The organism is Streptomyces sp. cg35, from assembly GCF_050410835.1.
Classification (GTDB): Bacteria; Actinomycetota; Actinomycetes; order Streptomycetales; family Streptomycetaceae; genus Streptomyces.
Genome location: NZ_CP191268.1, coordinates 659,430 through 681,847, shown reverse-complemented (window position 1 = coordinate 681,847; position 22,418 = coordinate 659,430). Strand labels below are relative to the sequence as shown.

Below are 22,418 nucleotides of genomic sequence, written 5' to 3'. Positions count from 1 at the left end.
GTGTGTGCGCACCTCTGCGTTGCGGGCCCCGCGCGGCCGAGCGGTTCAGTCGGTCCGGCCGAGATCGCTCAGGAGTCCGTCGAGGGCTTTGGTGAGGGCCGCGGAGTTGGCCGGGTCGAACCAAGTGGTGCGGATGCGTTCGTTGTTCCCCTTCGGGGTCTCGTGGTCGGCCGCGAGCCGGGGCAGGGAACGGGTCTCGTCGCTCAGGGCGCGCCCGACGCCCTGGAAGAGGCTGCGAACGTAGCGGTCCGCGTCGTCGGAGGCGATGCCGTGGCCGGCGGCCCACGACGTGAGCGTGGCGAGGTACGCGTAGTGGGTCGTCAGCGTGCCCGTCAGCGCGGAGAAGACGTTGAAGGCATCCTCGTCCGCGACCGGGAGCACCCCGCCCAGGTGCTCGAACAGGGCGTTCACCGCCGGGTGCGACGGCCACGTCACCGTGACGGAGCGTCGTTCGCGCACTGCGGGCAAGGGGATGGCCCGTACCAGCGGGGCCGTGGTGGCGAGGGTCCCGCGCAGGTCGTCCTCGCAGACGCCTGCCATCACGTTGACCACCACCTTGCAGGCGTCCACTTCGAGTCCGGCGAGCGCGTCGTGCCGGTCCTGGCGGCGTACGGCGATGATCACCACGTCGGAGCGGTCCACCACCTCCTGGTTGTCGGCACACACCCGCACGCTCCCGTAGCGCTCGGACAGCTCCGCGGCGGTGCGGGCCCCCCGAGGGGAGAGGAAGACCTCCGGCGGCTCGTCCGCCTCGTCGCACAGACCTGTCACGATCGCCCGGCCGATCTCGCCCACCCCGATGATGCCGATCCGCTGCACTGTGCCTTCCTCCATCGTCGTCCCCTGCCGTACGGTCGCCGGTCCCTTCGCGGAGCGAGTCTGCCGGAGCCGTGTCATACCGGTCGTGGTTTCCTCCATATCAGGGTGCCCTTGGTCAGTGGCTTGGTCAGCAGTTTGATCGGCGGCGAGGGAGGTGCGGAGGAAGGCCAGGATCTCGGCGCGCGCGGCCTCGGCCTGCGGTGCCACCCCCGGCAGGCTGGGGAACGCGTGTCCCGCTCCGGGGTATTCGGTGAGCCGTGCCGGTGTCCCGGCCGCCCGCAGTCGCTCGGCGTAGCGGCGCCCGTGATCGGCGAGCGGGTCGTGGGTCGGCAACCCCAGGAGCGCCGGGGCCAGCCCGTCCAGGTCGTCGGCGTACAGCGGTGACAGCGTGCGGGGTCGGTTCCCGACGGCACGCCGAACCGCCGGAACAGGTGCAGCACGGGCACGGCGAGCGTCGGGGTGTGTGCGTGCTCGGTGATCGAGGCGTGGTCGAGCATCGTGTCGGCCACGTCGGTGGCGGGGTTGACCAGCACCTGCGCCCGCAGGGGCAGACCGGTCTCCTTGGCCCGGATCGCCGCCGGCGCGCTGATCAGCGCGCCGCAGCTCTCGCCGAAGACGCCGACCCGCGTCGGATCGATGCCCCACTGCGCGGCGTGCTCCACCAGGTGCCGGAGCACCTCCCAGCCGTCGGCGACGGCCGCCGACAGGGGAGTGTCCGCTCCATGAGCCGGTGTTCGACCGACACGCCGACCGCGGGCAGCCGGGCGGCGACGTGGCTGTTGCTCCAGTCGCACTGCACGGCCGTCCCGACGAATCCGCCACCGTGCACATGGACCACGAGGGGCAGGGCGGTCCGGTCCGCGCCCCCGTCGTCCTGGCCGGAGGACGGCCGGTAGACCCGGACCGGGATCTCGCGGTCGGGCAGCGCCACCCGCTGCCAGGAGATCTCGGCACCGGGGTCCGGCTCCCCGGTGAACGCCGCGCCTCGTCGGACGCCCGGAAACGGTTCTCCGCCTCGCGGTAGGCGACCAGTTCCTCGAACGTCACCGTCGCCCAGTCCGGCTCCGGCGGCCTCGTCGCAGCAGTGCTCTCGCTCATGGCGTCCCCTGCCCATAGATTTTCGCGACCTGAGGTATCGAAACCTAGAGTAGCGAAAACAGGTATCGTCCGGGAATGACTTCGAGGACATCCGCCAGGCCGCCGGGCCGCCCCCGCGCCGGCGTCAACGACGCGGTCTTCGCCGCGACGCTGAGCACCGTCCAGGAGCTCGGCTACGCGCGTGCCACCGTCGAGCGCATCGCCGCCGCGGCCGGCGTCGCCAAATCGACGGTCTACCGGCGCTGGCCGACGAAGGGCGCGCTGATCGTGGACTGCCTCCTGGACGCGTTCGGTCCGGCGCCGCTGGAGGGCGCCGACCGGGCCGCGCTCATGTCGTCGGCCATCCGCTGGATCGCGAGGAAGGTCGGCGAGCCCGGCGTGGGAGACGCGTTCGCCGGCGTGTTCAGTGACGCCGTCAGCGATCCGGCCCTGCGCGAGATCCTGTCCACGCGGCTCCAGGACCCGTACCGGATCGCGTTCCAGGAGGCGCTCGGCGAGCCGGAGCACCGGGTCCTTTTCTTCATCGACGTGGTGGTCGGGGTCCTGCTCCACCGGATGGGCATGACCGGCGAGCCCATGGCCGAGGCCGACGTCGACGCACTGATCGAGATGGTCCTGTCGCACTTCGCCGACGCGGACGGCCCGGCCTGAGTCGCGCGTACGAGCCCCGGCGCCAGGTCGGCTCGCGACAGATCTAGGCGGCCGACCTGGCCGGAGACGCCGCCCGCCCGGAGCGGAGTTCGGCGCGGAAGGCGACGACCGTCTCGCGCGCCTCCTTGAGGCCGATCCGGGCGAACTCCTCGTCCAGCTCGTCCAGTTCGGCGAGCGTCTCCCGCTCGGGCCGGCCCAGCCGGGCCCGTGACTTGGCGAGCCCGAGCCGGGCCAGCGCCGCACCGCGCTTCTCGTGCATCGCGGTGAACTCGTCCAGGGCGATGCCGTACGTGACGCGGGCGGCCTCGTACCACCCGGCCCGGTAGAGGATGTTGCCGCGCATCTTGTGGTTGTAGGCGAGCGCGCCGGCCAGGTTCATGGCACGGCAGATGACCTCGGCCTCGGCGAGCAGGGCGAGGGCCCGGTCCGAGGCACCGCGCAGCGACAGGACGTCGGCCACCCCGCGCAGCGACCAGGCACGCCCGCGGGCGTCGTCGGCCTCGGTGGCGATGCGCACGGACTCCTCGAAGAGGTCGAGGGCCTTCGCGTAGTCACCCTGGTTGCGGTGCATCTGGGCGATGCCGGACATCGCCCAGACCATGTGACGGGCCTCGCCGTGCGCCCGCCCCTGCTCGAGGAGCTGCTCGTGCAGCTCGGCGACCGCGGCGTAGTCGCCCTGGATACGGCCCGTCTCGGCGAGCCCCGCGAGGGAGTAGCCGTGGGCCAGCCGGTCGTCGCCGCGGGCGGCGAGCGCGACGGACCAGGTCAGCAGACGCCGGGCCAGGGCGAGCGTGCCGCACTGCCGGGCCAGGGTGCCGCCGCTCCACAACGCCCAGGCCATGGCGCTCTCGTCCCCCGCGTCCCGCGCGCTGCGGTAGCTCTCGCGCCAGGCGGCCCGCGCGTCCTCGACCCGGCCGAGCCGCCGGTTGGCCTCGGCCACCGCCAGGGCCGCGCGCGATCTGTCCAGAGCGGTGCCCGCCTCGGCGAGCGCCCGGCTCGCCGCCGACAGGACGTCCTCGTACGAGGAGTTCACACCGAGCTCCGCGCTCAGTTCGCCTTGGTACTCGGGCGCGCATGCCTTGCCGTACATCGATCCATGACCTCTCGATCAACTCCGTGGTCCGATCAAGAAATTACGAGGCGGCGGGGGTGCGCCGAATCCGTCCGCGTATGGGTTGTGCCGTACGACTGGAGTGCTACGCCGAGGGGCGGGGTCATCATCGGGACGTACGGGAAGACGGCCCTTCGCCCGGTGACCGAGCGGGACGCTGAGGGGCGCACCGCCTGGCGGTGACGTGCTCCGTTCCGGTCGACCCGGACCGCTCGTCGGCGGTTGCCGCGCCGTCCCACTGGACCGGATGCCACAGGGGCGAGCGCGGCCCCCGCACCCCCGGAACACGGGCCCGTCACCCGTCCGCGTCGCCCGTCCGGCCCCGATCGGGAGTGCGGGGGCGCCGGTGAGCAGGCGCGTCACGGCTCATCGACGGAATATGGGAGAAGCCGGAGTGGGTCGAGCGACGGGAGTGCCGCAGGTGGCTGGCGGGCGCGGGGGCGAGGGTGGCGAGGAGCGCGACGCCGAGCTGCGCCAGGTCGAGGCCCTCAACCGGATGGCGGGCCCGTCGTCCGCCGGCGTGTCCGGCGGGGCGTCCGACCCCACCCGCCATCGAAGCGCCGACCTGCTCGTGACGGGGCACGCCCTGGCCTGGGTCGAATCGCTCGGGGAGGCGCTGGTCCTGATCTCCCAGCTCGCCGACGCCACCCTTCCCCTGTCCCGGCAGGCGGTGTTCCGGGCGGACCGCGAAGTCCTGCACTGCGTGGGCCAGTTCGGTCACCCCGACGGCGAGTGCGATGCCTTTCGGCTGCCGCTGGAAACCAGCCATCCGGCCGCGCAGGTGGCCAGGACCGGGCGCCCGGTGTTCCTGGCTTCGCCGCGGGAGTACCGCGACCGGTTCCCGTCCGGCTGGCCCCTCTCCGACCGGGACGGCCAAGAGGCCTGGGCCTTCCTGCCCCTGACCACCTACGGTCAGCTCACCGGCGTATGGATGGCCGCCTTCGACGCCCCGGTGCGGATGACCGACGGCCTGGGCAGCTTCCTGCTGACCCTGGCCAGGCTGCTCGGCCGGAGCATCGAGCAGACCTACAACGGCCAGGCGGACCGCGCCCTCTCCCAGAGCCTGCGCAGCAGCATGAGCCGGATCGGCCCCGGAGTCGAAGGGCTCACCGTCTCCGCCCGGTACGTCCCCACCGGCGGGGGGCTCATGGTCGGCGGCGACTGGTTCGACAGCATCACCCTGCCCAGCGGGCGCCTCGGCCTGGTGATCGGCGACGTCCAGGGCCACGACGTGCAGGCCGCCGGCCTGATGTCCCAGCTGCGCACGGCCATCCATGCCTACGCGGCCGAGGGGCACGGCCCCGACGCCGTGCTGGTGCGTGCCTCCCACTTCCTGGCGTCACTGGACGAGGGCCGCTTCGCCACCTGCATCTACCTGGAGGCCGACCCCGCCACCGGAATCCTGCGCATCGCGCGCGCCGGGCATCCGCACCCCGTGCTGCGCCTGCCCGACGGAACCTGCCTGCTCAAGCACGTACGGGGCGGCCTGCCCCTGGGCCTCGACCTGGGGGAGGACGACTATCCCGTCAGCGTCGTGTCCCTGCGCGAGAACGAGATCCTCATGCTGTGCACCGACGGGCTGATCGAGTCCGGCGGCCATGACATGTACTCCGGCTGGCTCCGGGTCCGCGACGCGCTGACCCCCGGCGGCCCCGACGACCTCGACGGCCTCGCCGACCGGCTCCTGAACGCGGTCGTGGCCCCGTCCCCCGCGCAGGCGGGCGACCAGCCCGCCGCCTCCTTCACGGAGGACGACATCGCCCTGCTGCTCCTGCGCCGCGACCCGTCGGACGCGCGCGCGGTCCGGTCCGGGCGGCACCTGCGCTTCACCCTCGAACAGGACCAGGCCCAGGGCCTCGCCGACGCACGGATCGAATTCCAGGGCCTGCTCCACGACTGGGCACGCCCCGAACAGGTCGACACCGCGCTCCTGCTCGTCTCCGAACTCCTCGGGAACGTCCTGGTCCACACCGAACACGCCGCTGTCCTGCGGGCCGACGTCGGCGGCGCGCACGGCCGGCGACGACTGCGCGTGGAGGTCACCGACCGCAGCGACGACGTCCCGCACCGGCGCGCTCCCGGCGAACTCTCCTCCTCGGGCCGCGGCCTCGTCCTCCTCGACCTGCTGGCCCACCGGTGGAACATCCGCCCCGAACCGGAGGGCAAGACGGTGTGGTTCGAACTCGACGAGGACGGCCCCGAAGAACCGTGACTCCGGGCCGGACACGGCGTCCCGCGGGTCCGTGACCTGCCCCGGCGACCTGACGGTCCGGCCCACAGAGAACGATGTCAGGATGCGGGGCATGAACGCACCAGAGGTCCCGCCCGGCACCCGACTCCTCGTCGTCGACGACGAGCCGGCCATCCTGGACGTCCTCGCCACCTCGCTGCGGTTCCTCGGGTACGAGGTGGCGGAGGCGGCGACCGGCCGGGCGGCCCTCGCGGCGGTCCGCGAGCACGCCCCGCACCTCGTGCTGCTCGACGTGATGCTGCCCGACATCGACGGCTTCGAGGTGGTGCGCCGGCTGCGGGAGGCCGGCTCGACCACCCCGGTGGTCTTCCTGACCGCCCGCGAGAGCGGACACGACATTGTGGGCGGACTCGACCTCGGCGCCGACGACTACATCACCAAGCCCTTCCGGCTGGCCGAGGTCGCCGCCCGGGTCCGTGCCGTCCTGCGCCGGGGCGAGAGCCGCACCGAGCCCCGGCTGCTCGTCTGCGGGGACGTGGAGATGAACACCGAGACCTACGAGGTGCGCCGGGCCGGCACGCGCGTGGACCTCTCGCCCACCGAATACCGGCTGCTCCACCACCTGCTGCTGAACCGGAACCGCGTCCTCACGCACGAGCAACTGCTCGCACACGTCTGGGACTTCGGCGAGGGCGACCCCGGGGTGCTGAAGACCTACATCTCCTACCTGCGCCGCAAACTCGACGCTCTGGGCCCGGGCTTGATCGAGACCCGGCGCGGCGTCGGCTACATCCTCCGCGAGAAGGGCACCGCGTGACCCCCGCGGGATCCCGGCGCCGCTCCCTGCGCCCCCGCTCGCTGCGCGGCCGGCTCCTGCTCGCGCTGCTCACCCTGGTGGCCGTGGCCCTGATCGCCCTGGACGCCGTCGTGTACGGGGCGCTGAGCAACGACCTCACCCGGCGCACCGACGTCACCCTGCGCGCGGTGCGCCAACGCGTGGCCCAACAACTGGAACAGGCCGGGCCGGGAGGAACGCTCGGCAACGACGTCCGGCTGCTCGGCGCATCCGAGTTCTATCTCCAACTGCGCCGGTCCGACGGCGGCGTGCGGGACCTGGTACCGCGGCTGCGGGACCCGGACGACGCCGCGCCGCACCTGCCGGACCCGCTGTCCGACGCCCGCGGCGCCGACCCGGTCACAGTGGGCCCGGCCGAGCCGGGCGGACCCGACTACCGCTTGCTGGTGCAGCGGGTGCCCGGCCGCGGGACGCTGATCGCGGCCGTCCCCCTGGACCAGGTCCAGGGAACGCTGCGGCAGGTGCTGATCGTCGAGGTGGCGGCGACCGGCGGCGTGCTGGCACTCCTCGCGGGCGCGGGGCTGCTCGTCCTGCGCCGCGGCCTGCGCCCGCTGGAGTCGATGGCCCGCGACGCGGACGCCATCGCGTCCGGGGACCGGGCCGGCCGGGTCGCACCGGCCGACGACGACACGGAGGTCGGCCGGCTCGGCCTGGCGCTGAACACGATGCTGGCCGCCGAGCGCACCACGCAGGACCGACTGCGCCGCTTCGTCGCGGACGCCTCGCACGAACTGCGCACGCCCGTCACCGCCGTGCTCGGCTACGCCGACCTGCACCACCAGGGCGCACTCGCCGTCCCCGCGCAGCGGGAGCGCGTGATGAACGGCATCACCACCGAGGCGCTGCGCATGCAGCGGCTCGTCGACGACCTGCTGCTGCTCGCCCGGCTCGACAGCGCCCCGGCCCGCGACCGGTCCGCCGTGGACCTGGCCGTGATCGTGCGCGACGCGGCGTCCGCCGCACGCGTCGTGGCCCCGCGCAGCCCCCTCACCGTGCGGGCCGAGGGCGGCGCGGTGGTGCACGGGGACGGCGAGCAACTACGACGTGTGGTCGACAACCTGCTGGCCAACGTCCGCAATCACACCCCGTCCGGGACCGCCGCGCAGGTGACGGTGAGCACCGCCGGTCCCTCCGCGCCGCAGGTGGTCGTCACGGTCGCCGACGAGGGCCCGGGAATCCCCGAGGAGGCGCTGCCGCACGTCTTCGACCGCTTCTATCGCGGCGACCCGGCGCACAGCGGCGACGGCAGCGGTCTGGGGCTGGCCATCGTCGCGGCGGTGGCCCAGGCGCACGGCGGCAGCGTGCACGTCGCCGGCGCGCCCGGGGGCACCCGCGTGACCGTCCGGCTCCCGCCGGCGTCCTGACGCACCGGGAGCCGGCCGGCCTCACAGGAAGGCGAGAGTGGAGTCGTGGCCGTCCAGGACCTTCGCCGGGTCCGTGTCGAGGACGTCGCGCAACAGCGTGGCGTACACGTCGCGGAAATCGGTCGTCGTGCGCAGATCGTCGTCCGTGAGATCGGTCAGGCTCGGCTGGTCACCGTAGAAGCCGCCCTTGACCGGCTCGCCCAGCACGAACACCGGCCCCGACGTGCCGTGATCGGTCCCCTGATTGGCATTGGCCTTGGGGCGGCGGCCGAACTCCGAGTACACGGCGACGACGACCTTCTGCCCGGCCTTCGTCTTCCTCACCCGGTCGAGGAACGTACCGAGATCGCGGTCGAGTTGGGCCAGCAGCCTCGACTGGGTGGCCTTCTCCCCGGCGTGGGTGTCGAAGCCGCCGAGGCTCACGCTGTACGCCCGCGTGGACACGCCGGACTCGATCGCCCTGGCCACCACGTCCAGCTGGGTGCCGAGCCCGCCCTGGCCGCCGGCCGAGCCCCTGTCGTTCGTCGCGTCGTCGTCCGACTCGTCGGTGTCGTCATGGTCCGACCCCTGTTTGTCGTCGAAGGCCGAGGACACCTTGGTCAGGTCGGCCAGTGACATACCCGCCCGCTTCAGCAGCGGGTGGGCGTCGCCGTCGACCCGCGCGAGCTCGGTGCAGGTGCGCTGCCAGGCATCCGGGAGCTTCGCACCGCCGAGGCGCACGGCCGCGCCCGCCGTCCGCTCGCCGGCCATCAGCGGCGGCAGAGTGGCGCCCACGGACACGCCCATGAGCGGGTCCTTGCCGCCCTCCTGGTCCAGCCAGCGGCCCAGCCAGCCCGAGGGCAGCGGACCGGACGGAGACGCCGTCTGCCAGATCGCCATCGAACGGAAGTGGCTGTGGTCCGGTTTCGGGTAGGACACGCCGCGGACGACCGCGAGGCGCTTGTCGTCCCAGAGCCGCTTCATCTGCTTCATGCCCGGGTTGAGGCCGAGGCCGTCGCCCAGCGCGAGCACCTCGTCCTCGCCGTACGCGAGATCGCCGCGCAGGTCCTGATAGTGCCCATCGGCGGCGGGCACCAGGGTGTTGAGGCCGTCGTTGCCTCCGTACAGGGTGACCAGCACCAGGGTCGCGGCGTCACTGCCGGCCGTACCGGAGCCGGTGGCGAGCAGTTCGTCCACGCCCCAGGCGGTCGCTCCGGCGGCCAGGGCCACGCCCCCGGCCACACCGCTCGTGGTGAGGAACTTCCGTCGGGTCCAGGTGTCCACGGGGGCTCTCCTTCAGCTCAGGACAAGGTGCTCGGGCGCGGTCAGCGCGACGGCCGTCACCTTGCGGGGGTCGTGGGCGGCGGCGCGCAGCACGCCGCGGGTGGTCGCGCCCCAGGCGCCGACGCCGAACTTGCGGGCCAGCAGGTCCGGACGCTCGCTCGCGGCCGCGGCGTCCACGTCGTCGAGGTCGGCGTGGTGCACGAGCTGCTGCGCGAACGTGATCCGCACCTGCGCGGCGGCCGTCGTCAGCCAGGCCGCGCCGGCGGGCCAGCCGCCCACGCTCTCCGGTGCGAACGGCACCTGGCCGAGACCCGTCAGCGTGCGGGTCAGCAGCTGCCTGCGTGCCTTCTGCGGCAGCGCGGAAGGGCGTACGCCGAGCGCGCGCAGACTGCCCACCACGTACTCGACCGGCTGTTTCACCAGCACGTTGTCGGCGTCCGCGAACGCCTCGTCGGTGAACATGGACCGGAACAGGGCCGTCGTGTCGCGCTGCCGCCCGTACGCCGCGGTCATGCGTGCCAGGGCCGCTTTCGACGGCTTGTTCTCGTTGCTCACCAAGGCGCCCCACATCCGGGTGGCCACGTGAGCGTGCGAGTCCGGCAGGCTCACCAGATGGTCGATGAGGGAACGCGCGGTGAAGTCGGTCGTCTCACCGACCACCGTCTGCCGTCCCTGGTCGTGCCGGCGTGCCTTGAAGCGCGCCTTCCACGGATGCGCCTGCCGGTCCACGGTCCAGCCGGTGAGCGCGGCGGCCGCCTGGCGGACGTCGGTCTCGGTGTAGTGGCCCACGCCGAGCACGAAGAGCTCCATCAGTTCCCGGCCGAGGTTCTCGTTCGGGGCCTTCGCGGTACTGCCGTCGGCGTCCAGCCACACCATGAGCGCCGGGTCGACCACCATGGCGCGGGCCAGATCGCGGAAGTCCCCTGCGCCGAGGCGCCGCAACGTCTCGTTCTGGCGCAGCATCGCGTCACCGGACTTCACCTTCCGGATGGAGGTGGCCCAGTGGTTGTGCCACAGCAGCGTGCGCTTCTCGGCCCACGGATGCTCTGCGGCCACCATGCGCTCGAGCCACCACTGGGTGAGCTCCTCGCGCTGCTGCCGCAGCACCTCGCGGTAGTGCTTGCGGACGGGATCGTCCTTGGGGTCCTTCGGTGTCCCGTCGCCCCCGGATTCACCCTTCGGTTCGTCCTTCGGTTCGGCCTGCGGGGAACCGCCGTGGTCGGCAGCGGCGGTCGCCGTGGCCGCGTCACCTCGGCGCTCGGTGCGCTTGCCCGACGGTCCCTGCTCGCGTCGCTTCTTCGCCTCGGAGTTGCGCGGCGGCAGGGGCCCCAGTTCGGGGGCCGGCGTCGCATCGACCCCACGGTCGGTTCCCGAGGCGGCCAGCACACGGTCGAGCGTGGCCTCGAAGCCGGACTTCAGCGCGGCCTCCACGGCATCCGGCCGGGCGTCGAACCCCGTACGGTGCAGCAGACGCGTCACGTGTGCCCGAGTGTCCAGTGTCCTTCCCATACCGGGAGCTTGCGGGGGCGGGGTTCCACGCACGTCTGTGCCAGGTGTGAGAACCGTGGGAATCGATCACCGCACCACGAAGAGGGGGCTCCGCGACACCGGAGCCCCCCTCGCGTCCTTGCGGACCGGCGCCGGTCAGTCGGCCCGCGCGGCCGCGCCGCACTCCTCGGCACCCTTGCAGTCCGTCAACTTCTCTGTCTGCGACGCGAGTTGCTTCTTCGTGTCCGAGGACAGCTGCGCATAGACGTTGTGCAGCATGTCCGGGTCCTTGCTGCGGTCGTAGTACTCGTGGGAGCCGTTCTCGTACGCGACATACGTGTACCGGTCGGTGCGCAGCGCCTCGTAGCTGGGCGGATTGCCGCTGCCCTTGCCCGGCTTGTCGGGGTCCTTCGCCGAGGTGGTGGGCCCGTGGTGCTCCACCAGCGCGGTCCGCGGCCAGTCCTTCGGGGTGTCCCCCTTCAGCAGGGGCACGAGGCTGCGGCCGTCGGCCGCCGGATCGGGACTGCCGCCGCCCAGCTCGGTGAAGGTGGGGCAGATGTCGATGTTGGATGCGATCGCACCGGTGGTGGCGCCCCGCTCGACGCCCGGTCCGGTGACCACCAGGGGCACGTTGACATCCGTGTCGAAGGCGGTCTGCTTGCCCGGCATCAGACGGTACTGGCCCATGTGGAACCCGTTGTCGGAGGCGAAGGCGAAGACGGTGTCATCGTAGACGCCTTCCTTCTCCAGTTTCTCCTGGAGGTCACCGATCATCCGGTCGACCGCCTGCACGGCGCGGACGCGCTTGCGGTACGTCTTGGTGATCTTCTTGATCTGCTGAGGAGTGAAGGACTTCTTGTCCGTGAGCCACTGCGGGGCGTCCGTGGGCGTCTTGTCGAAGGCCGCGGGCCTCGGCAGTTCCAGATCCTGGTACGTGTTCTCGTCCTGGGGAGCCGGGGTGGCCGGGCCGTGCGGCGCGAAAGTGGAGATGTCGAGCACGAAGGGCTTCTTCTCCTTCACCGAGTCCTCGATGAAGTCCTGGCCCTTTTCGTTTACCACGTCGGTCAGATAGTCCTCCGGGTCGTGCCCGTGGTCGACCGTCCTGCCGTTCTGGTTCAGCGTGTAGTCGTACTCCTTGTAGCCGTTCCCGGCCACGTCCCACTCGTCCCAGCCCGGGGGAACGTAGTTCTTCTCGCCGTTCACGGTCATGTCCGGCTCATAGCCGTTGAGGTACTTGCCCATCATGGCCGTGCGGTAGCCCTGCTTCTTGAGCGCCGTCGCGAAGGTCTTGTCCTCGTTGCCCTTCTCGTGGAACGTCCCGAACCCGCCGTCCGGCGGCATGTTGGTGAACACCCCGGTGTTGTGCGGGAACTTGCCGGTGAAGAGGGACGAACGTGAGGGGCAGCACAGCGAGTCCGTCACCGTGTAGTTGGAGAAGGACATGCCGTTCTTCTCCATGGCCTTCACGTGCGGCATGTAGTCCACCAGGTCCGACGAGAGGTCGTCGGTCAGCACCCACACGATGTTGGGGTGCCCGGACGACGCGGCACGCTGCCCGCCGGCGCTCTCCTCGGCCGTGTTCGCCCCGCCGCTGTCGCTGTCGCACGCGACCAGGCCGGCCGCCAGAGCGCCCGTGGCCAGCCACAGCAGGGCTTTCCTGGGAACACTTGCGTTGGTCAACGGTTCTCCTCCTGGACTGCGTGACAGAACGACTCCCGACGTCGACCGTGGCGCAAGAGGGTGGGAGAACCGTGTGAACAGGGCGCGTGGGGCGTGGGAATGCCGCGGGATCCCACGGACGGGCGCATAGGTGGGGCCCATGCGGACAGGCGAACCGTATGAATGCCAACGGGACGAAATGGAATCGTGAACGTGCCTGCGCGGCAGGACTCGTGGCGGTCGGCGTGCTGGCCGTCACCGCGTGCGGTGCGCAGGACGACCAGGCGGCCGCGCACACGACGACCCGCAGTGCGCAGTCGACCGATGCGGCCAAGGACGGCGCGGCACCGAGCAGCCACCCGCGGACCTCCGGCTCCGCGGCCCCCGCGACCACCTCCGAGGCCTCGGACGCCTCGGACGCCGGCATGGGCAGCGACTGCACCACGGACGCCCTGAAGACGGCGCTGAAGCCGACGGGCCAGGAGATGAACAGCAAGTACTTCGACCTGACCCTGACCAACACCTCGGACGGCACCTGCGCCCTCAAGGGCTATCCGGGCCTGTCGCTGACCGACGCGCACGGCAAGCGCGTCGGCAAACCCGCGACACGGTCGAACAACGGCACCATGCGTGACGTCGTGCTCAAGCCGGGCCAAACGGCCCACGCGGTGGTGCAGACACCCCGCAAGGAGGTCACCGACGGCACCTGCTGGCCCGACCCGGCCCGCATCAAGGTCTATCCGCCCAACAACACGGCGGCCCTCACCGCGACGGCCCCCGGCGAGCTCGAGGTGTGCGGGGACAGTTTCACGGTCGGCCCGTTCACGGCACGGGCGCTCTGACCGCTCCCGCTGCCAGATGCCGTCGACGACCTCTTCGAACGTGAAGTTCCCCTCCGTGAACGCGAAGAACGACGCCTTGCTCCGCGGTGGCCTCCTGCCCGCTGCGCTCGTGAATCGCTTGCGCGTTCTGTGACGAACAATCACAAGGCGTTATTTGCCGTTGGGTCGGCAGAGCACAGGCGCGGCTGGCTAGAGTCGAGGAGGTGACGCGACGGGAGGGGGAGCATGGGCGTGACGCGGCACGACACCGCGCAGTGGGACCGGCAGGTGCAGGTGCGCCTGGCCCGCGGCGAGGCGGCTGCCCTGGGCGAGACCTACGACCGGCACGCCCGACTCGTGCACGCGATCGCCGTCCGTCTGCTCGGCGAGGAGAAGGCAGCACGTGAAGTCGTGACCGCGGTCTTCTCCCAACTGTGGCAGCACCCCGAAGCGTTCGACCCGACAAGACACCGCCTCAGCACGTGGCTCGCCATGGAGGCCTGCGAGCGCGCCGGCAAGCGAGTGAGGGACGGCGGACCCGGCGGGCCCGCCCGGACCACAGAAATCGAACAGGCCGATGCCGTCCTCGCTTCCGTGAATTCCAGGACACGCGTGGCGCTTCACCTGGTGTACACAGGGAACATGGACTACCGCCAAGCGGCAGCACAGTTGGGCATCACGGAGGACGAAGTCCTCAGCCGGCTGCGGCTGGGGCTGCAGATGCTCTCCGGCGGTGTCAGGGAGGACGAGCGGTGAGCGGGAACGCGTGCGAAGACCTCCACCTGCAGCGGATGCTCGGTGCCTGGGCGCTCCACGCCTGCTCGGCGGAGGAGACGGAGCGGATCGAGGAGCATCTGTCCGCCTGTGCGTCGTGCGCGGCGGAAGCACAACGGCTGCGTTCCGCCTCCGAGTTCCTGCATCCCCACATGGACCTGGACCTGCCCCCGACCCTGCGTGCCGAGGTGCTCGGAGCCTGTCTGGGCGCTCGTCCGCCACAGGTCGCCGTGCCGGACTATGCGAAGCCCTACGACGCCGAAACCGCGCGCCTGGACGGGCTGTTGGCGGATCTGGCGGAGGACGAGTGGGCCAAGCCGGTACAACTGCAGTGGTTCGAGGGCGACGACTCCGCCAGCCACAGCACATCGGTGGGCGGGGTCCTCGGGCACTTGGTGGCCGTCGACGGGATGGTGTCCGCCAGCCTCGGTCTGCCGGATCCGGTCACGCCGGACGGGAAGGGCTCGACGGATCCGCAACAGCGCACCGAGGCCCTGTGGAAGCAGATGGAATCGCCCGAGGAGGGATCGGACGCGAGCGGGCGGGCCGACGGCAGTTCGGTGCGCAGCACGTGGCGGGACCAGGCCTACGAACTGATCCGGACCTGCGCGTACGGCGGCGGCGGAGTGGCCGACATCGCGGTGCCGTACGGGGAGGACGTGGTCCTGCCGCTGCGACTGGCGCTGCTGGACAGGGCTTTCGAGACGTGGATCCATGCCACCGACATCGCCGATGCCGTGGACTATCCGTACCCGCCGCCGGTGCCGGAGCACCTGCAGACCCTGATCGGTGTCGCCGTGCAGATGCTGCCGTCGATCCTCGCGGCCAGGCGCCAGGCCGGCCTCGCCTCTCCGCCGCTGCCGGTCGTCGAACCGGGCGCTTCGGAGCGGAGCGTCCGTCTCGAGATCGAGGGCGAGAGCGGAGGGGAGTGGTATCTCCCGCTCGACCGGCCCGACGGCCCTGCCGGTCCCGACAACTGCGTGAGCCATATCGTGCTCCCGGAGGTGGAGTTCTGCCGTCTCGCGGCCGGTCACCTCGCCCCGAGGCAGGCTGCCACCGGACAGCAGGGCGACCAGACGGCCATCGTCGAGCTCTTGTACGCGATGGCTTCCATGAGCCGCTTGTAGCGACGGCGCCCGCCCGCGTGCCGGTGGCGCCACGGCGGTCGTACAGGTGGCCGACAACAGCGTGTTCGGCGACAGGCGCAGGCCTGGAGCGCGGGCTTGAAAGCGGTCCCGCGACGAGCGAGCGGTGTCTAGGCTGGAGGCACATCTCCAGCGCGGTCGGGGCGGGTGGCGTCCATGGTGCAGTCCTTGTCGGTGCCGGGCATCGAGGTGTCGGTCACCTCGCAAGTCGAGAGAGCAGTCGTTCGCGTATCCGGGCAGCTGGATCACGGGGCTGTCGTGGCGTTGCGGAGGCAGCTCTCGCGCCTGGCGGAACAAGACGGCTGCCTCGTGCTCGACTTCAGCGACGTCTCCTTCATGGGATTCGCCGGAGTGGCGCTCGTCGAGGCACTTTCGGAACAAGTGCGCTCCGCGGGTGGGGAGATGGAGGTGTGGGGAGCCGACGATCCCAGGCTGCGGGCCCTTCATCTGAACGGCGCTCTGCGGGCCCTGCGCATCCAAGGAACAAATGGTGCGTCGTCCGCCGTCGCCGTCCAGGAGCGCAATCGGCTCGTGCTGCAGGAGGCCCTTGCGGCAGCATTGCGTGTGATCGGGGCTCCGATGGGCAACGCCCAGTTGCTCGACCCCGCGTCGCGGACGCTGCGCATCGCGGCACAGCGGGGATTCCACCCACCGTTCTTGTCCTTCTTCCACAGCGTGCAGCTCAACGGGAAGGGGAGTGCCTGCGGCGCGGCAGCCCGCCAGCAGCTTCCCGTGTTCGTGGAGGACGTGCGGACGTCACCGGTGTTCACCGGCACCACAGCGGCCGAGGTGCTCCAGGACGCGGGCGTGCACGCCGTCGCCTCACTGCCCGTCGTCACGCCGGCCGGCACGCTCATCGGGATGCTCTCCACGCACTGTGCGAAGCCGACCGTCTGGACGCCCGACGCACAGCGGGAGCTCGCGTACGTGATCCAGGTGGCCGGCCGGATGGTCCGTTGAGTCGGCGCGTGCGGCGACCGGCGCGTGGGGACAGCGCGACCGCTAGGCGAGCGGCATCGGCGAGGGCGGCCCGGAGTCGGTGGCCGCCGCACGCAGGCAGCGGGTGGGCAGGTCGGGCGCACGAGCGGCCCACAACTCGGCCTCCGCGTCCGGCGTGAGACTCGCGGACCACACCGTCATCAGGAGCTGCACCGCTGTCTCCCGCTGCGGGCACGAGAGCGAGGCCGTGAGTGCCGCCTGCCCGACCGCGCACTCGGCCGGCCGACGAAGACGGCGGATCACGACGGAGTCGGGGCAGGCGCCGTGCAGCAGGACGGCGTAGAGGGGCATGAAGACGTCCGCGTCCTCCGCCTTCAGTTCCATGACGTCCTGTGCGTAGCGCACGAGTTCGGAGAGCCGCGTGAGCTGGATGCACAACTGCTGTCCGGCACGGTCGGATCCGCACGGTTCCACGAAGCGTTCCATGGCATCGTCGCTCGCTAGGTCTGGGCGGGCACGCCTTCCTGGGCTGAGTCGTGATGTGCGGGCCTTCGCGGCGCAGCCCACCAGAATTGTCCTCCGCCTACAGCCCCCGCCTCGCCGCAAGCCGGAATCTGTCCGTTTCGCGGACTGTCCGTACAGAAGCCGATCGCGGGCCCGCACCGGGAAGCGGTGAATCCGTCACCAGTCGTGGACGGTGCCGTCGGCGAGGCGGTTGTAGGGCAGATAAGCCTGCTGGTACGGGTGGGCCGCGGCGGCCTCCTCGTCCAGGTCGACGCCGAGCCCAGGGGTGTTGCCGGGGTGGAGCAGACCGTCCTTGAACGTCAGCGAGGGGCGGAAGACCACGTGCGTGGCATCGCTGTGCCCCATGTACTCCTGGATCCCGAAGTTGTGGAGGGCCAGGCCCAGATGGGCCTGGGCGGCCAGGCCGACGGGGGAGATGTCGGTGGGCCCGTGGAAGCCCGACTTGATCTGGTACTCCGCCGCGGTGTTCATGATCTTGCGCAGCGGGGTGATGCCGCCGAAGTGGGTCGAGGCTGCCCGTACGTAGTCGATGAGCCGCTCGCTCAGCAGGGTCTGGAAGTCGGCCGCGTGGTTGAAGACCTCGCCGACCGCCAGGGGAGTGGTGGTGTGCCGGCGGATCAGGCGGAAGGCCTCCTGGTGCTCGGCGGGCGTGCTGTCCTCCAGCCAGAACAGGTCATAGGGCTCAAGGGACTTGCCGAGCTTCGCCGCCTGGATCGGCGTCATCCGGTGGTGGCCGTCGTGCAGCAGCGGCAGGGCGGGCCCGAACTCGTTCCGTACGGCTTCGAAGACAGTGGGCAGATGGCGCAGATAGGCGCGGGTGTCCCAGTCCTCCTCCGGAGGGCGGGGGCCCCGCCCGGCCGGCTCGTGGTCGTAGCGCTCGCCACTGGCCTGGGGCTGCGCCGCCACTCCGTACACGGCGTTGAGGCCGGGGACGGCGGTCTGGATCCGTACGGCCTGGTGCCCCTCCTCGATGTTCTGGCGCACCGAGTCGAACAGCTCGGGCAGATCGCGGCCGGAGGCGTGGCCGTAGGTCATGAGGCCGGTGCGGCAGGCACCGCCGAGGAGCTGGTACACGGGGAGACCCGCGACCTTTCCCTTGATGTCCCACAACGCCATGTCGACGGCGGCGACGGCGGCCATCGTCACCGGTCCGCGCCGCCAGTAGGCGCCGCGGTAGAGGAACTGCCAGGTGTCCTCGATGCGGTGCGGGTCACGGCCGACGAGCAGTTGGGCGAGGTGGTCGCGGAGGTAGGACACGACGGCGAGTTCGCGCCCGTTGAGCGTGGCGTCGCCGAGACCGGTGATCCCCTCGTCCGTGGTGATCTTCAGGGTGACGAAGTTGCGGCCGGGGCTGGTGACGATGACGTCGGCCGAAGTGATGCGCATGTCCACCTTCTGGGTCGAGGGAGCGACGGAGCCGGTTCACTGCCGCGAGGGCCGGCCGGCCCGGGCCGCCGCGCCGCAGGTCGTACATGTTCCGGTCACGGCCGACGGTAGGGAGCGGTGCCCAGCACGGCGGAGATGGTCTTGCCCCGGTCGTGCGCCTCGACGGTGACGGCGTGCGCCAGGTCGTTGACCATCATCCAGCCGAACCCGCCGGGGACGGTGGGGTCGTGGGGTCTCAGGAGCGGTGCGTGCGGGCTGCGGTCGCTGACCTCGACCACCAGGGCACCGTCGTGGACGCGGGCGCTGAAGCCGGTGATGCCACCGCCGTGGCGCAGCGCGTTCGAGGCGAGCTCGCTGGCGATCAGGAGCGCATCGTCGTGCAGACGGCGGGCCTGCTGCTCGGTCAGGTCCGCGCACAGGGCGACCACGGTCCTGCTCGTGTCGGTCCGAGCCTGCGAGCAGGTGAAGCGCTCCGTGTCGGATGCGTCCGGAGCACCCACAGGACCTCCTCCAGTGTCTTCGGGCACCGGGCCTCTGTAGCCCGAACCCCGGTGCGCGGACGTCTGCTCCACGGTCTCGTCAGGGACGGGGAGGCTGAGTGGTCGTGTCCAGGTAGAACGCGTCGATGCTCTGGACCGCGTGCTCGAAGTCGTCGAGGTTGACCGGCTTGGTGACGTAGGCGTTGGCGTACTGCCGGTAGGCGCCCGTCACGTCGTCCGGAGCCGCGGAGGTCGTCAGGACCACCACGGGGATCGTGCGCAGGTCGTCGTCGCCCTTGAGCACGGCCAGCAGCTCCCGCCCGTTCATCCTCGGCATGTTGAGGTCGAGGACGATCAGGTCGGGACGCGTGGAGCTCGGGTCGCGCAGGTACTCCAGAGCGGCGATGCCGTCCTCGACCTGGGTCAGGTTCCGGGCACCGCGCGCGCTCAGGGCGTCCTGGACCAGCATGGCGTCGGCGAGGTCGTCCTCGACGAGGAGGACGTCGTAGGGACGGGGCGACGTGGTCATCTCATGGGCTCCGGGGCGGGGTCGGGTCGGCTGGGGTGCGGGACGGGTGGGTGATCAGATCGGGCCAGCGGTTCCTGGCCCCTTGCCGGGTGATGTTGAGGACCCGGCCGAGCTCCGGGTAGCCGGCCCCCGCCGCGACCGCATCCTGGGCCGCCTGGTACTCCAGGCGATCCAGCGCGCTCCTCAGTTGCAACACCATGTACAAGCGCGTCAACGCCTGTGATTGTGCCGTGACGTGGCCGTCGTCGGCGGGCCGGGGGTCCAGGGTGCGAGGGGTGAGCCGACGGACGAGGTCGCCGAGCGCGTCGATGGACAGCTGGGCGATCTCCTCCTCGGTCACACGTAGGGAGAAATGCTTGCCAGGCATGCCGCACACCCTAGGAAACTGCTGGTCGCTCGACAACATGACTTGTCGGATTGCGGTTACAGTATGCACGCCGCGCACAAGGGGAGGCGGCCCTGACTGATTCAAGGAGCGCCCCGGTATGGCGACCGACGTCAAGAGCGGACGTTCCCGAACATCCCGCGCGAACTGGACCACGCGCCGCTGGCTGCGGGTGAGCGCCGGCTCGGCGCTCGTCGTGCTCGCCGTGCTCGGCGGGCTCGGTCTCTGGTCCCTGACCCGCGCGTCCGCCATCACCGACGAGCTGGTCGGTGTCCGCAGCCCGTCCCTGTCCAACGCCGTGCGCCTGGAGGCGGCCCTGGTCAACCAGGAGACGGGCGTCCGCGGCTACGGCCTCACCGGTGAGCGTGCCTTCCTTGCGCCCTACGAGCAGGGCCTGACCGACCAGCGCTCGGCCGTGACCCAGCTGCGCGACCTGCTCGCGGACGACAAGGAGGGGCGGGCCGACCTCGACAACGTCCTGGCCAAGGCGGGACGCTGGCAGCGCACCGTTGCCCGACCGGTCGCCGAGGCCCCCGCCGGGACCTCGGTGGAACTCTCCGCGCAACGGGCCACCCAGGGCAAGACCTCGTTCGACGCGCTGCGCAAGGCCATGGTCGTCCAGCAGGACCACCTGCGCGACGCCCGCTTCGCGGCCACGGAGGATCTGAAGAGCGCGTCGCGGCTGCGCGACGGCATCCTCATCAGCATCGCCGCTGTCATCCTCCTGCTCACGGTCCTGGTCTTCGAGGGGCTCCGGCGGGGCATCACCACCCCTCTGGAGCGGCTGGGCGCCGATGCCCGCGAGGTCTCCGGCGGCAACTTCGAGCACCCCGTCGTCGCCACCGGACCCGCGGACCTGCGCCGGCTCGGCGCGGACATGGAAGCCATGCGGCGCCGGCTCCTGGACGAACTCGCCTTCACCGAGGAAGCCCGCCGCCGGCTCGACGAACAGGCGGTGGACCTGCGCCGCTCCAACTCCGAGCTGGAGCAGTTCGCCTACGTCGCCTCGCACGACCTGCAGGAACCCCTGCGCAAGGTGTCGAGCTTCAGCCAGCTCCTCCAGCGTCGCTACGCCGGACAGCTCGACGAGCGGGCCGACCAGTACATCGGGTTCGCGGTCGACGGGGCGAACCGCATGCAGAAGCTCATCAACGACCTGCTGGAGTTCTCGCGCGTGGGCCGCGTCCACAACGACCACCGCGAGGTCGATCTCGACGCGGTGGTCAGCCAGACGCTCGACGCGCTGAGTGTCTCCATAGAGGAGTCCGGCGCCCGGATCGTGCGCGATCCGCTCCCCACCGTCACCGGGGACAGCACGCAGCTCGGCATCCTGTGGCAGAACCTGATCGCCAACGCCGTGAAGTTCCGGCACGCCGACCGGGCACCCGAGATCACCATCGAGGCGACCCGTGACGGCGACCTGTGGCGCTGCGCGGTCAGCGACAACGGCATCGGGATCGCCCCGGAGTTCGCGGAGAAGGTGTTCATCATCTTCCAGCGCCTGCACACCAAGGACGCCTATCCAGGAAGCGGCATCGGCCTCGCCATGTGCAAGAAGATCACCGAGTTCCACGGCGGAACCATCGGTATCGACCCGGACCACGGGCCCGGCACCCGCTTCGTCTTCACCCTCGCGGCCACCGGGGCCGCGCAGCAGGCCGACGTCGTCGAAGGCGCGGCCGCGAGATGAACACCTTCGCACCCGAACAGCACGTGCGGATCATCCTGGTCGAGGACGACGACGGCGACGCCCTCCTGGTGGAGGAGTTGCTGATCGACACCGGGCTGCGCCATTCGCTGATCCGGGCCAGCAGCCTCGCCGCTGTCCGCGCCGAACCGACGGTCCACGCCGCGGACTGCATCCTGCTGGACCTGCACCTGCCCGACGCCAGCGGGATCGGTGCGGTCGCCGCGGTCCAGGAGATCGCACCCGATGCGGCGATCATCGTCCTGACCGGTCTCGCCGAGTCGCAGGCCGGCAGCGAGGCGGTGGCCGCCGGTGCCCAGGACTACCTCGTCAAGGGTCAGGTCGCCCCTGACCTTCTGCACCGCGCCGTTCGCTACGCGGTCCACCGCAAGCAGGCCGAGCGGGCCAGCGCCGACATCCGGACCGGGCAGCTGCGCGCCGAGGAGAACGCCCGCCTCGAACGGGGCCTGCTGCCGCAGCCGATGATCTCCGCCTCCGCCATCAGGGCCACGAGCCGCTACCTGCCCGGCCGCGAACGGGCCTTACTGGGCGGCGACTTCCTCGACGTGGTCCAGACGCCCGACGGTCAGTTGCACGCCATCGTCGGTGACGTGAGCGGGCACGGTCCCGACGCCGCCGCGCTCGGAGTGTGTCTGCGCATCGCCTGGCGATCCCTCACCCTGGGCGGCCACCGCGCCCAGGACCTGCTGCTGCTCCTCGAACGGATGCTGGTCGCCGAACGCACGCAGAGCGACCTCTTCGCGACCGTCACGCTGGCCTGCCTGGACCCGGCCGCCGGCCGCGCGACCCTCCATCTCGCGGGCCATCACCCGCCGTTGCTGACCACGGCGGGCCGGACGCGCGAGGTGTCGGCACGCCACGGCATCGCTCTGGGCATCGCGCCGGGCCACGCCAACTGGCAGGCCAGCGAGCTCACCCTGCCGGACCGTGGAGCGCTCGTCATCTACACGGACGGCCTGGTCGAGGGCCACGAGGGGAAAGAGCCGCAGCGGCTCGGCGTGGACGGACTCATCCGTCTCATGGACCGGATACCGGCGGACGACACCGACACGCACCTCGACGAGCTGATCACCCAGGTCCGCGAACTCAACGCCAACCGGCACACCGACGATCTCGCCATTCTCCGTCTGGAATGGAACGGCATCGGTTCACTCACGGGCCTGCTGCCCGCTCCGGGGACAGCTGATTCCCCGTCCCCGCGGCTCGAGCGTCGTTGACGACGCCCCA

At 71.2% G+C, this 22,418-nt stretch carries 21 protein-coding genes and 2 pseudogenes; 11 read left to right on the top strand and 12 right to left on the bottom strand.

The features are described from left to right. Positions 1-45: 45 nt before the first annotated feature. The 3 genes and pseudogenes from ACQUQD_RS03355 to ACQUQD_RS03345 all read right to left on the bottom strand — a co-directional run. Complete coding sequence (locus ACQUQD_RS03355; RefSeq protein WP_428957441.1) at positions 46-834, bottom strand: NAD(P)-binding domain-containing protein; 789 nt, start codon at positions 832-834, stop codon at positions 46-48. A 264-nt stretch (positions 835-1,098) separates the two neighbouring features. Continuing rightward, positions 1,099-1,152: pseudogene (locus tag ACQUQD_RS03350) on the bottom strand (hypothetical protein); the annotation flags it as partial. A 119-nt stretch (positions 1,153-1,271) separates the two neighbouring features. Then, positions 1,272-1,481: pseudogene (locus ACQUQD_RS03345) on the bottom strand (alpha/beta hydrolase fold domain-containing protein); the annotation flags it as partial. Positions 1,482-1,549: 68 nt separating this feature from the next. Here ACQUQD_RS03345 and ACQUQD_RS03340 point away from each other — a divergent pair. Continuing rightward, a complete protein-coding gene (locus tag ACQUQD_RS03340) occupies positions 1,550-1,843 on the top strand; it encodes a hypothetical protein (protein ID WP_428950397.1) in 294 nt (97 codons plus the stop codon). A gap of 149 nt (positions 1,844-1,992) precedes the next feature. Next, positions 1,993-2,568 (top strand): TetR/AcrR family transcriptional regulator, encoded by a 576-nt coding sequence (locus ACQUQD_RS03335; RefSeq protein ID WP_428950396.1) that lies wholly within the window; start codon positions 1,993-1,995, stop codon positions 2,566-2,568. Positions 2,569-2,611: 43 nt separating this feature from the next. Here ACQUQD_RS03335 and ACQUQD_RS03330 read toward each other — a convergent pair whose 3' ends face one another. Next, positions 2,612-3,658 carry a tetratricopeptide repeat protein gene (locus tag ACQUQD_RS03330; RefSeq protein ID WP_428950395.1) on the bottom strand — a complete coding sequence of 349 codons (1,047 nt, stop codon included), beginning with the start codon at positions 3,656-3,658 and terminating at the stop codon, positions 2,612-2,614. A 442-nt stretch (positions 3,659-4,100) separates the two neighbouring features. Between ACQUQD_RS03330 and ACQUQD_RS03325 the strand changes: the two genes are divergently transcribed. The 3 genes from ACQUQD_RS03325 to ACQUQD_RS03315 all read left to right on the top strand — a co-directional run bounded on the left by ACQUQD_RS03325 (position 4,101) and on the right by ACQUQD_RS03315 (position 8,090). Beyond that, the gene (locus tag ACQUQD_RS03325) at positions 4,101-5,891 is read left to right on the top strand and encodes a SpoIIE family protein phosphatase (protein WP_428950394.1); all 1,791 of its coding nucleotides are present in this window, start codon (positions 4,101-4,103) and stop codon (positions 5,889-5,891) included. A 91-nt stretch (positions 5,892-5,982) separates the two neighbouring features. Next, positions 5,983-6,687, top strand: a complete 705-nt coding sequence (locus ACQUQD_RS03320; protein WP_428950393.1) for a response regulator transcription factor — start codon at positions 5,983-5,985, stop codon at positions 6,685-6,687. After that, the gene (locus tag ACQUQD_RS03315) at positions 6,684-8,090 is read left to right on the top strand and encodes a sensor histidine kinase (protein WP_428950392.1); all 1,407 of its coding nucleotides are present in this window, start codon (positions 6,684-6,686) and stop codon (positions 8,088-8,090) included. The genes ACQUQD_RS03320 and ACQUQD_RS03315 overlap by 4 nt, the downstream gene beginning before the upstream one ends. A gap of 21 nt (positions 8,091-8,111) precedes the next feature. Here the strand turns inward: ACQUQD_RS03315 and ACQUQD_RS03310 are convergent, their stop codons facing one another. The 3 genes from ACQUQD_RS03310 to ACQUQD_RS03300 all read right to left on the bottom strand — a co-directional run bounded on the left by ACQUQD_RS03310 (position 8,112) and on the right by ACQUQD_RS03300 (position 12,521). Next, entirely contained in the window at positions 8,112-9,353 is a 1,242-nt protein-coding gene (locus ACQUQD_RS03310; protein ID WP_428950391.1) for a DUF1501 domain-containing protein, read from the bottom strand. A 12-nt stretch (positions 9,354-9,365) separates the two neighbouring features. Next, a complete protein-coding gene (locus ACQUQD_RS03305) occupies positions 9,366-10,832 on the bottom strand; it encodes a DUF1800 domain-containing protein (protein ID WP_428950390.1) in 1,467 nt (488 codons plus the stop codon). 165 nt (positions 10,833-10,997) lie between these two features. Continuing rightward, on the bottom strand, positions 10,998-12,521 hold the full coding sequence (locus ACQUQD_RS03300) for a sulfatase-like hydrolase/transferase (protein ID WP_428950389.1): 1,524 nt from the start codon (positions 12,519-12,521) through the stop codon (positions 10,998-11,000). A 158-nt stretch (positions 12,522-12,679) separates the two neighbouring features. Here ACQUQD_RS03300 and ACQUQD_RS03295 point away from each other — a divergent pair, with 158 nt between their 5' ends. The 4 genes from ACQUQD_RS03295 to ACQUQD_RS03280 all read left to right on the top strand — a co-directional run bounded on the left by ACQUQD_RS03295 (position 12,680) and on the right by ACQUQD_RS03280 (position 16,200). Beyond that, positions 12,680-13,342 (top strand): DUF4232 domain-containing protein, encoded by a 663-nt coding sequence (locus tag ACQUQD_RS03295; RefSeq protein ID WP_428950388.1) that lies wholly within the window; start codon positions 12,680-12,682, stop codon positions 13,340-13,342. Between the two features lie 231 nt (positions 13,343-13,573). Further along, positions 13,574-14,077 carry a sigma factor gene (locus ACQUQD_RS03290; protein ID WP_428950387.1) on the top strand — a complete coding sequence of 168 codons (504 nt, stop codon included), beginning with the start codon at positions 13,574-13,576 and terminating at the stop codon, positions 14,075-14,077. Continuing rightward, a complete protein-coding gene (locus ACQUQD_RS03285) occupies positions 14,074-15,222 on the top strand; it encodes a maleylpyruvate isomerase N-terminal domain-containing protein (protein ID WP_428950386.1) in 1,149 nt (382 codons plus the stop codon). Before ACQUQD_RS03290 ends, ACQUQD_RS03285 begins: the two co-directional genes overlap by 4 nt. Positions 15,223-15,396: 174 nt before the next feature. Next, positions 15,397-16,200 (top strand): STAS domain-containing protein, encoded by an 804-nt coding sequence (locus tag ACQUQD_RS03280; protein WP_428950385.1) that lies wholly within the window; start codon positions 15,397-15,399, stop codon positions 16,198-16,200. 42 nt (positions 16,201-16,242) lie between these two features. Here ACQUQD_RS03280 and ACQUQD_RS03275 read toward each other — a convergent pair whose 3' ends face one another. The 5 genes from ACQUQD_RS03275 to ACQUQD_RS03255 all read right to left on the bottom strand — a co-directional run bounded on the left by ACQUQD_RS03275 (position 16,243) and on the right by ACQUQD_RS03255 (position 19,465). Next, a complete protein-coding gene (locus ACQUQD_RS03275; RefSeq protein WP_428950384.1) occupies positions 16,243-16,665 on the bottom strand; it encodes a hypothetical protein in 423 nt (140 codons plus the stop codon). 195 nt (positions 16,666-16,860) lie between these two features. Then, complete coding sequence (manD, locus tag ACQUQD_RS03270; protein WP_428950383.1) at positions 16,861-18,090, bottom strand: D-mannonate dehydratase ManD; 1,230 nt, start codon at positions 18,088-18,090, stop codon at positions 16,861-16,863. A gap of 95 nt (positions 18,091-18,185) precedes the next feature. Further along, a complete protein-coding gene (locus tag ACQUQD_RS03265) occupies positions 18,186-18,590 on the bottom strand; it encodes an ATP-binding protein (protein ID WP_428950382.1) in 405 nt (134 codons plus the stop codon). Positions 18,591-18,669: 79 nt separating this feature from the next. Further along, positions 18,670-19,098, bottom strand: a complete 429-nt coding sequence (locus ACQUQD_RS03260; protein WP_428950381.1) for a response regulator — start codon at positions 19,096-19,098, stop codon at positions 18,670-18,672. Between the two features lies 1 nt (position 19,099). Then, entirely contained in the window at positions 19,100-19,465 is a 366-nt protein-coding gene (locus ACQUQD_RS03255) for a hypothetical protein (RefSeq protein WP_428950380.1), read from the bottom strand. 118 nt (positions 19,466-19,583) lie between these two features. Between ACQUQD_RS03255 and ACQUQD_RS03250 the strand changes: the two genes are divergently transcribed. Both ACQUQD_RS03250 and ACQUQD_RS03245 read left to right on the top strand, forming a co-directional pair. After that, entirely contained in the window at positions 19,584-21,173 is a 1,590-nt protein-coding gene (locus ACQUQD_RS03250) for a sensor histidine kinase (RefSeq protein WP_428950379.1), read from the top strand. After that, on the top strand, positions 21,170-22,408 hold the full coding sequence (locus ACQUQD_RS03245; RefSeq protein ID WP_428950378.1) for a PP2C family protein-serine/threonine phosphatase: 1,239 nt from the start codon (positions 21,170-21,172) through the stop codon (positions 22,406-22,408). The genes ACQUQD_RS03250 and ACQUQD_RS03245 overlap by 4 nt, the downstream gene beginning before the upstream one ends. The last annotated feature ends 10 nt before the right edge of the window (positions 22,409-22,418 follow it).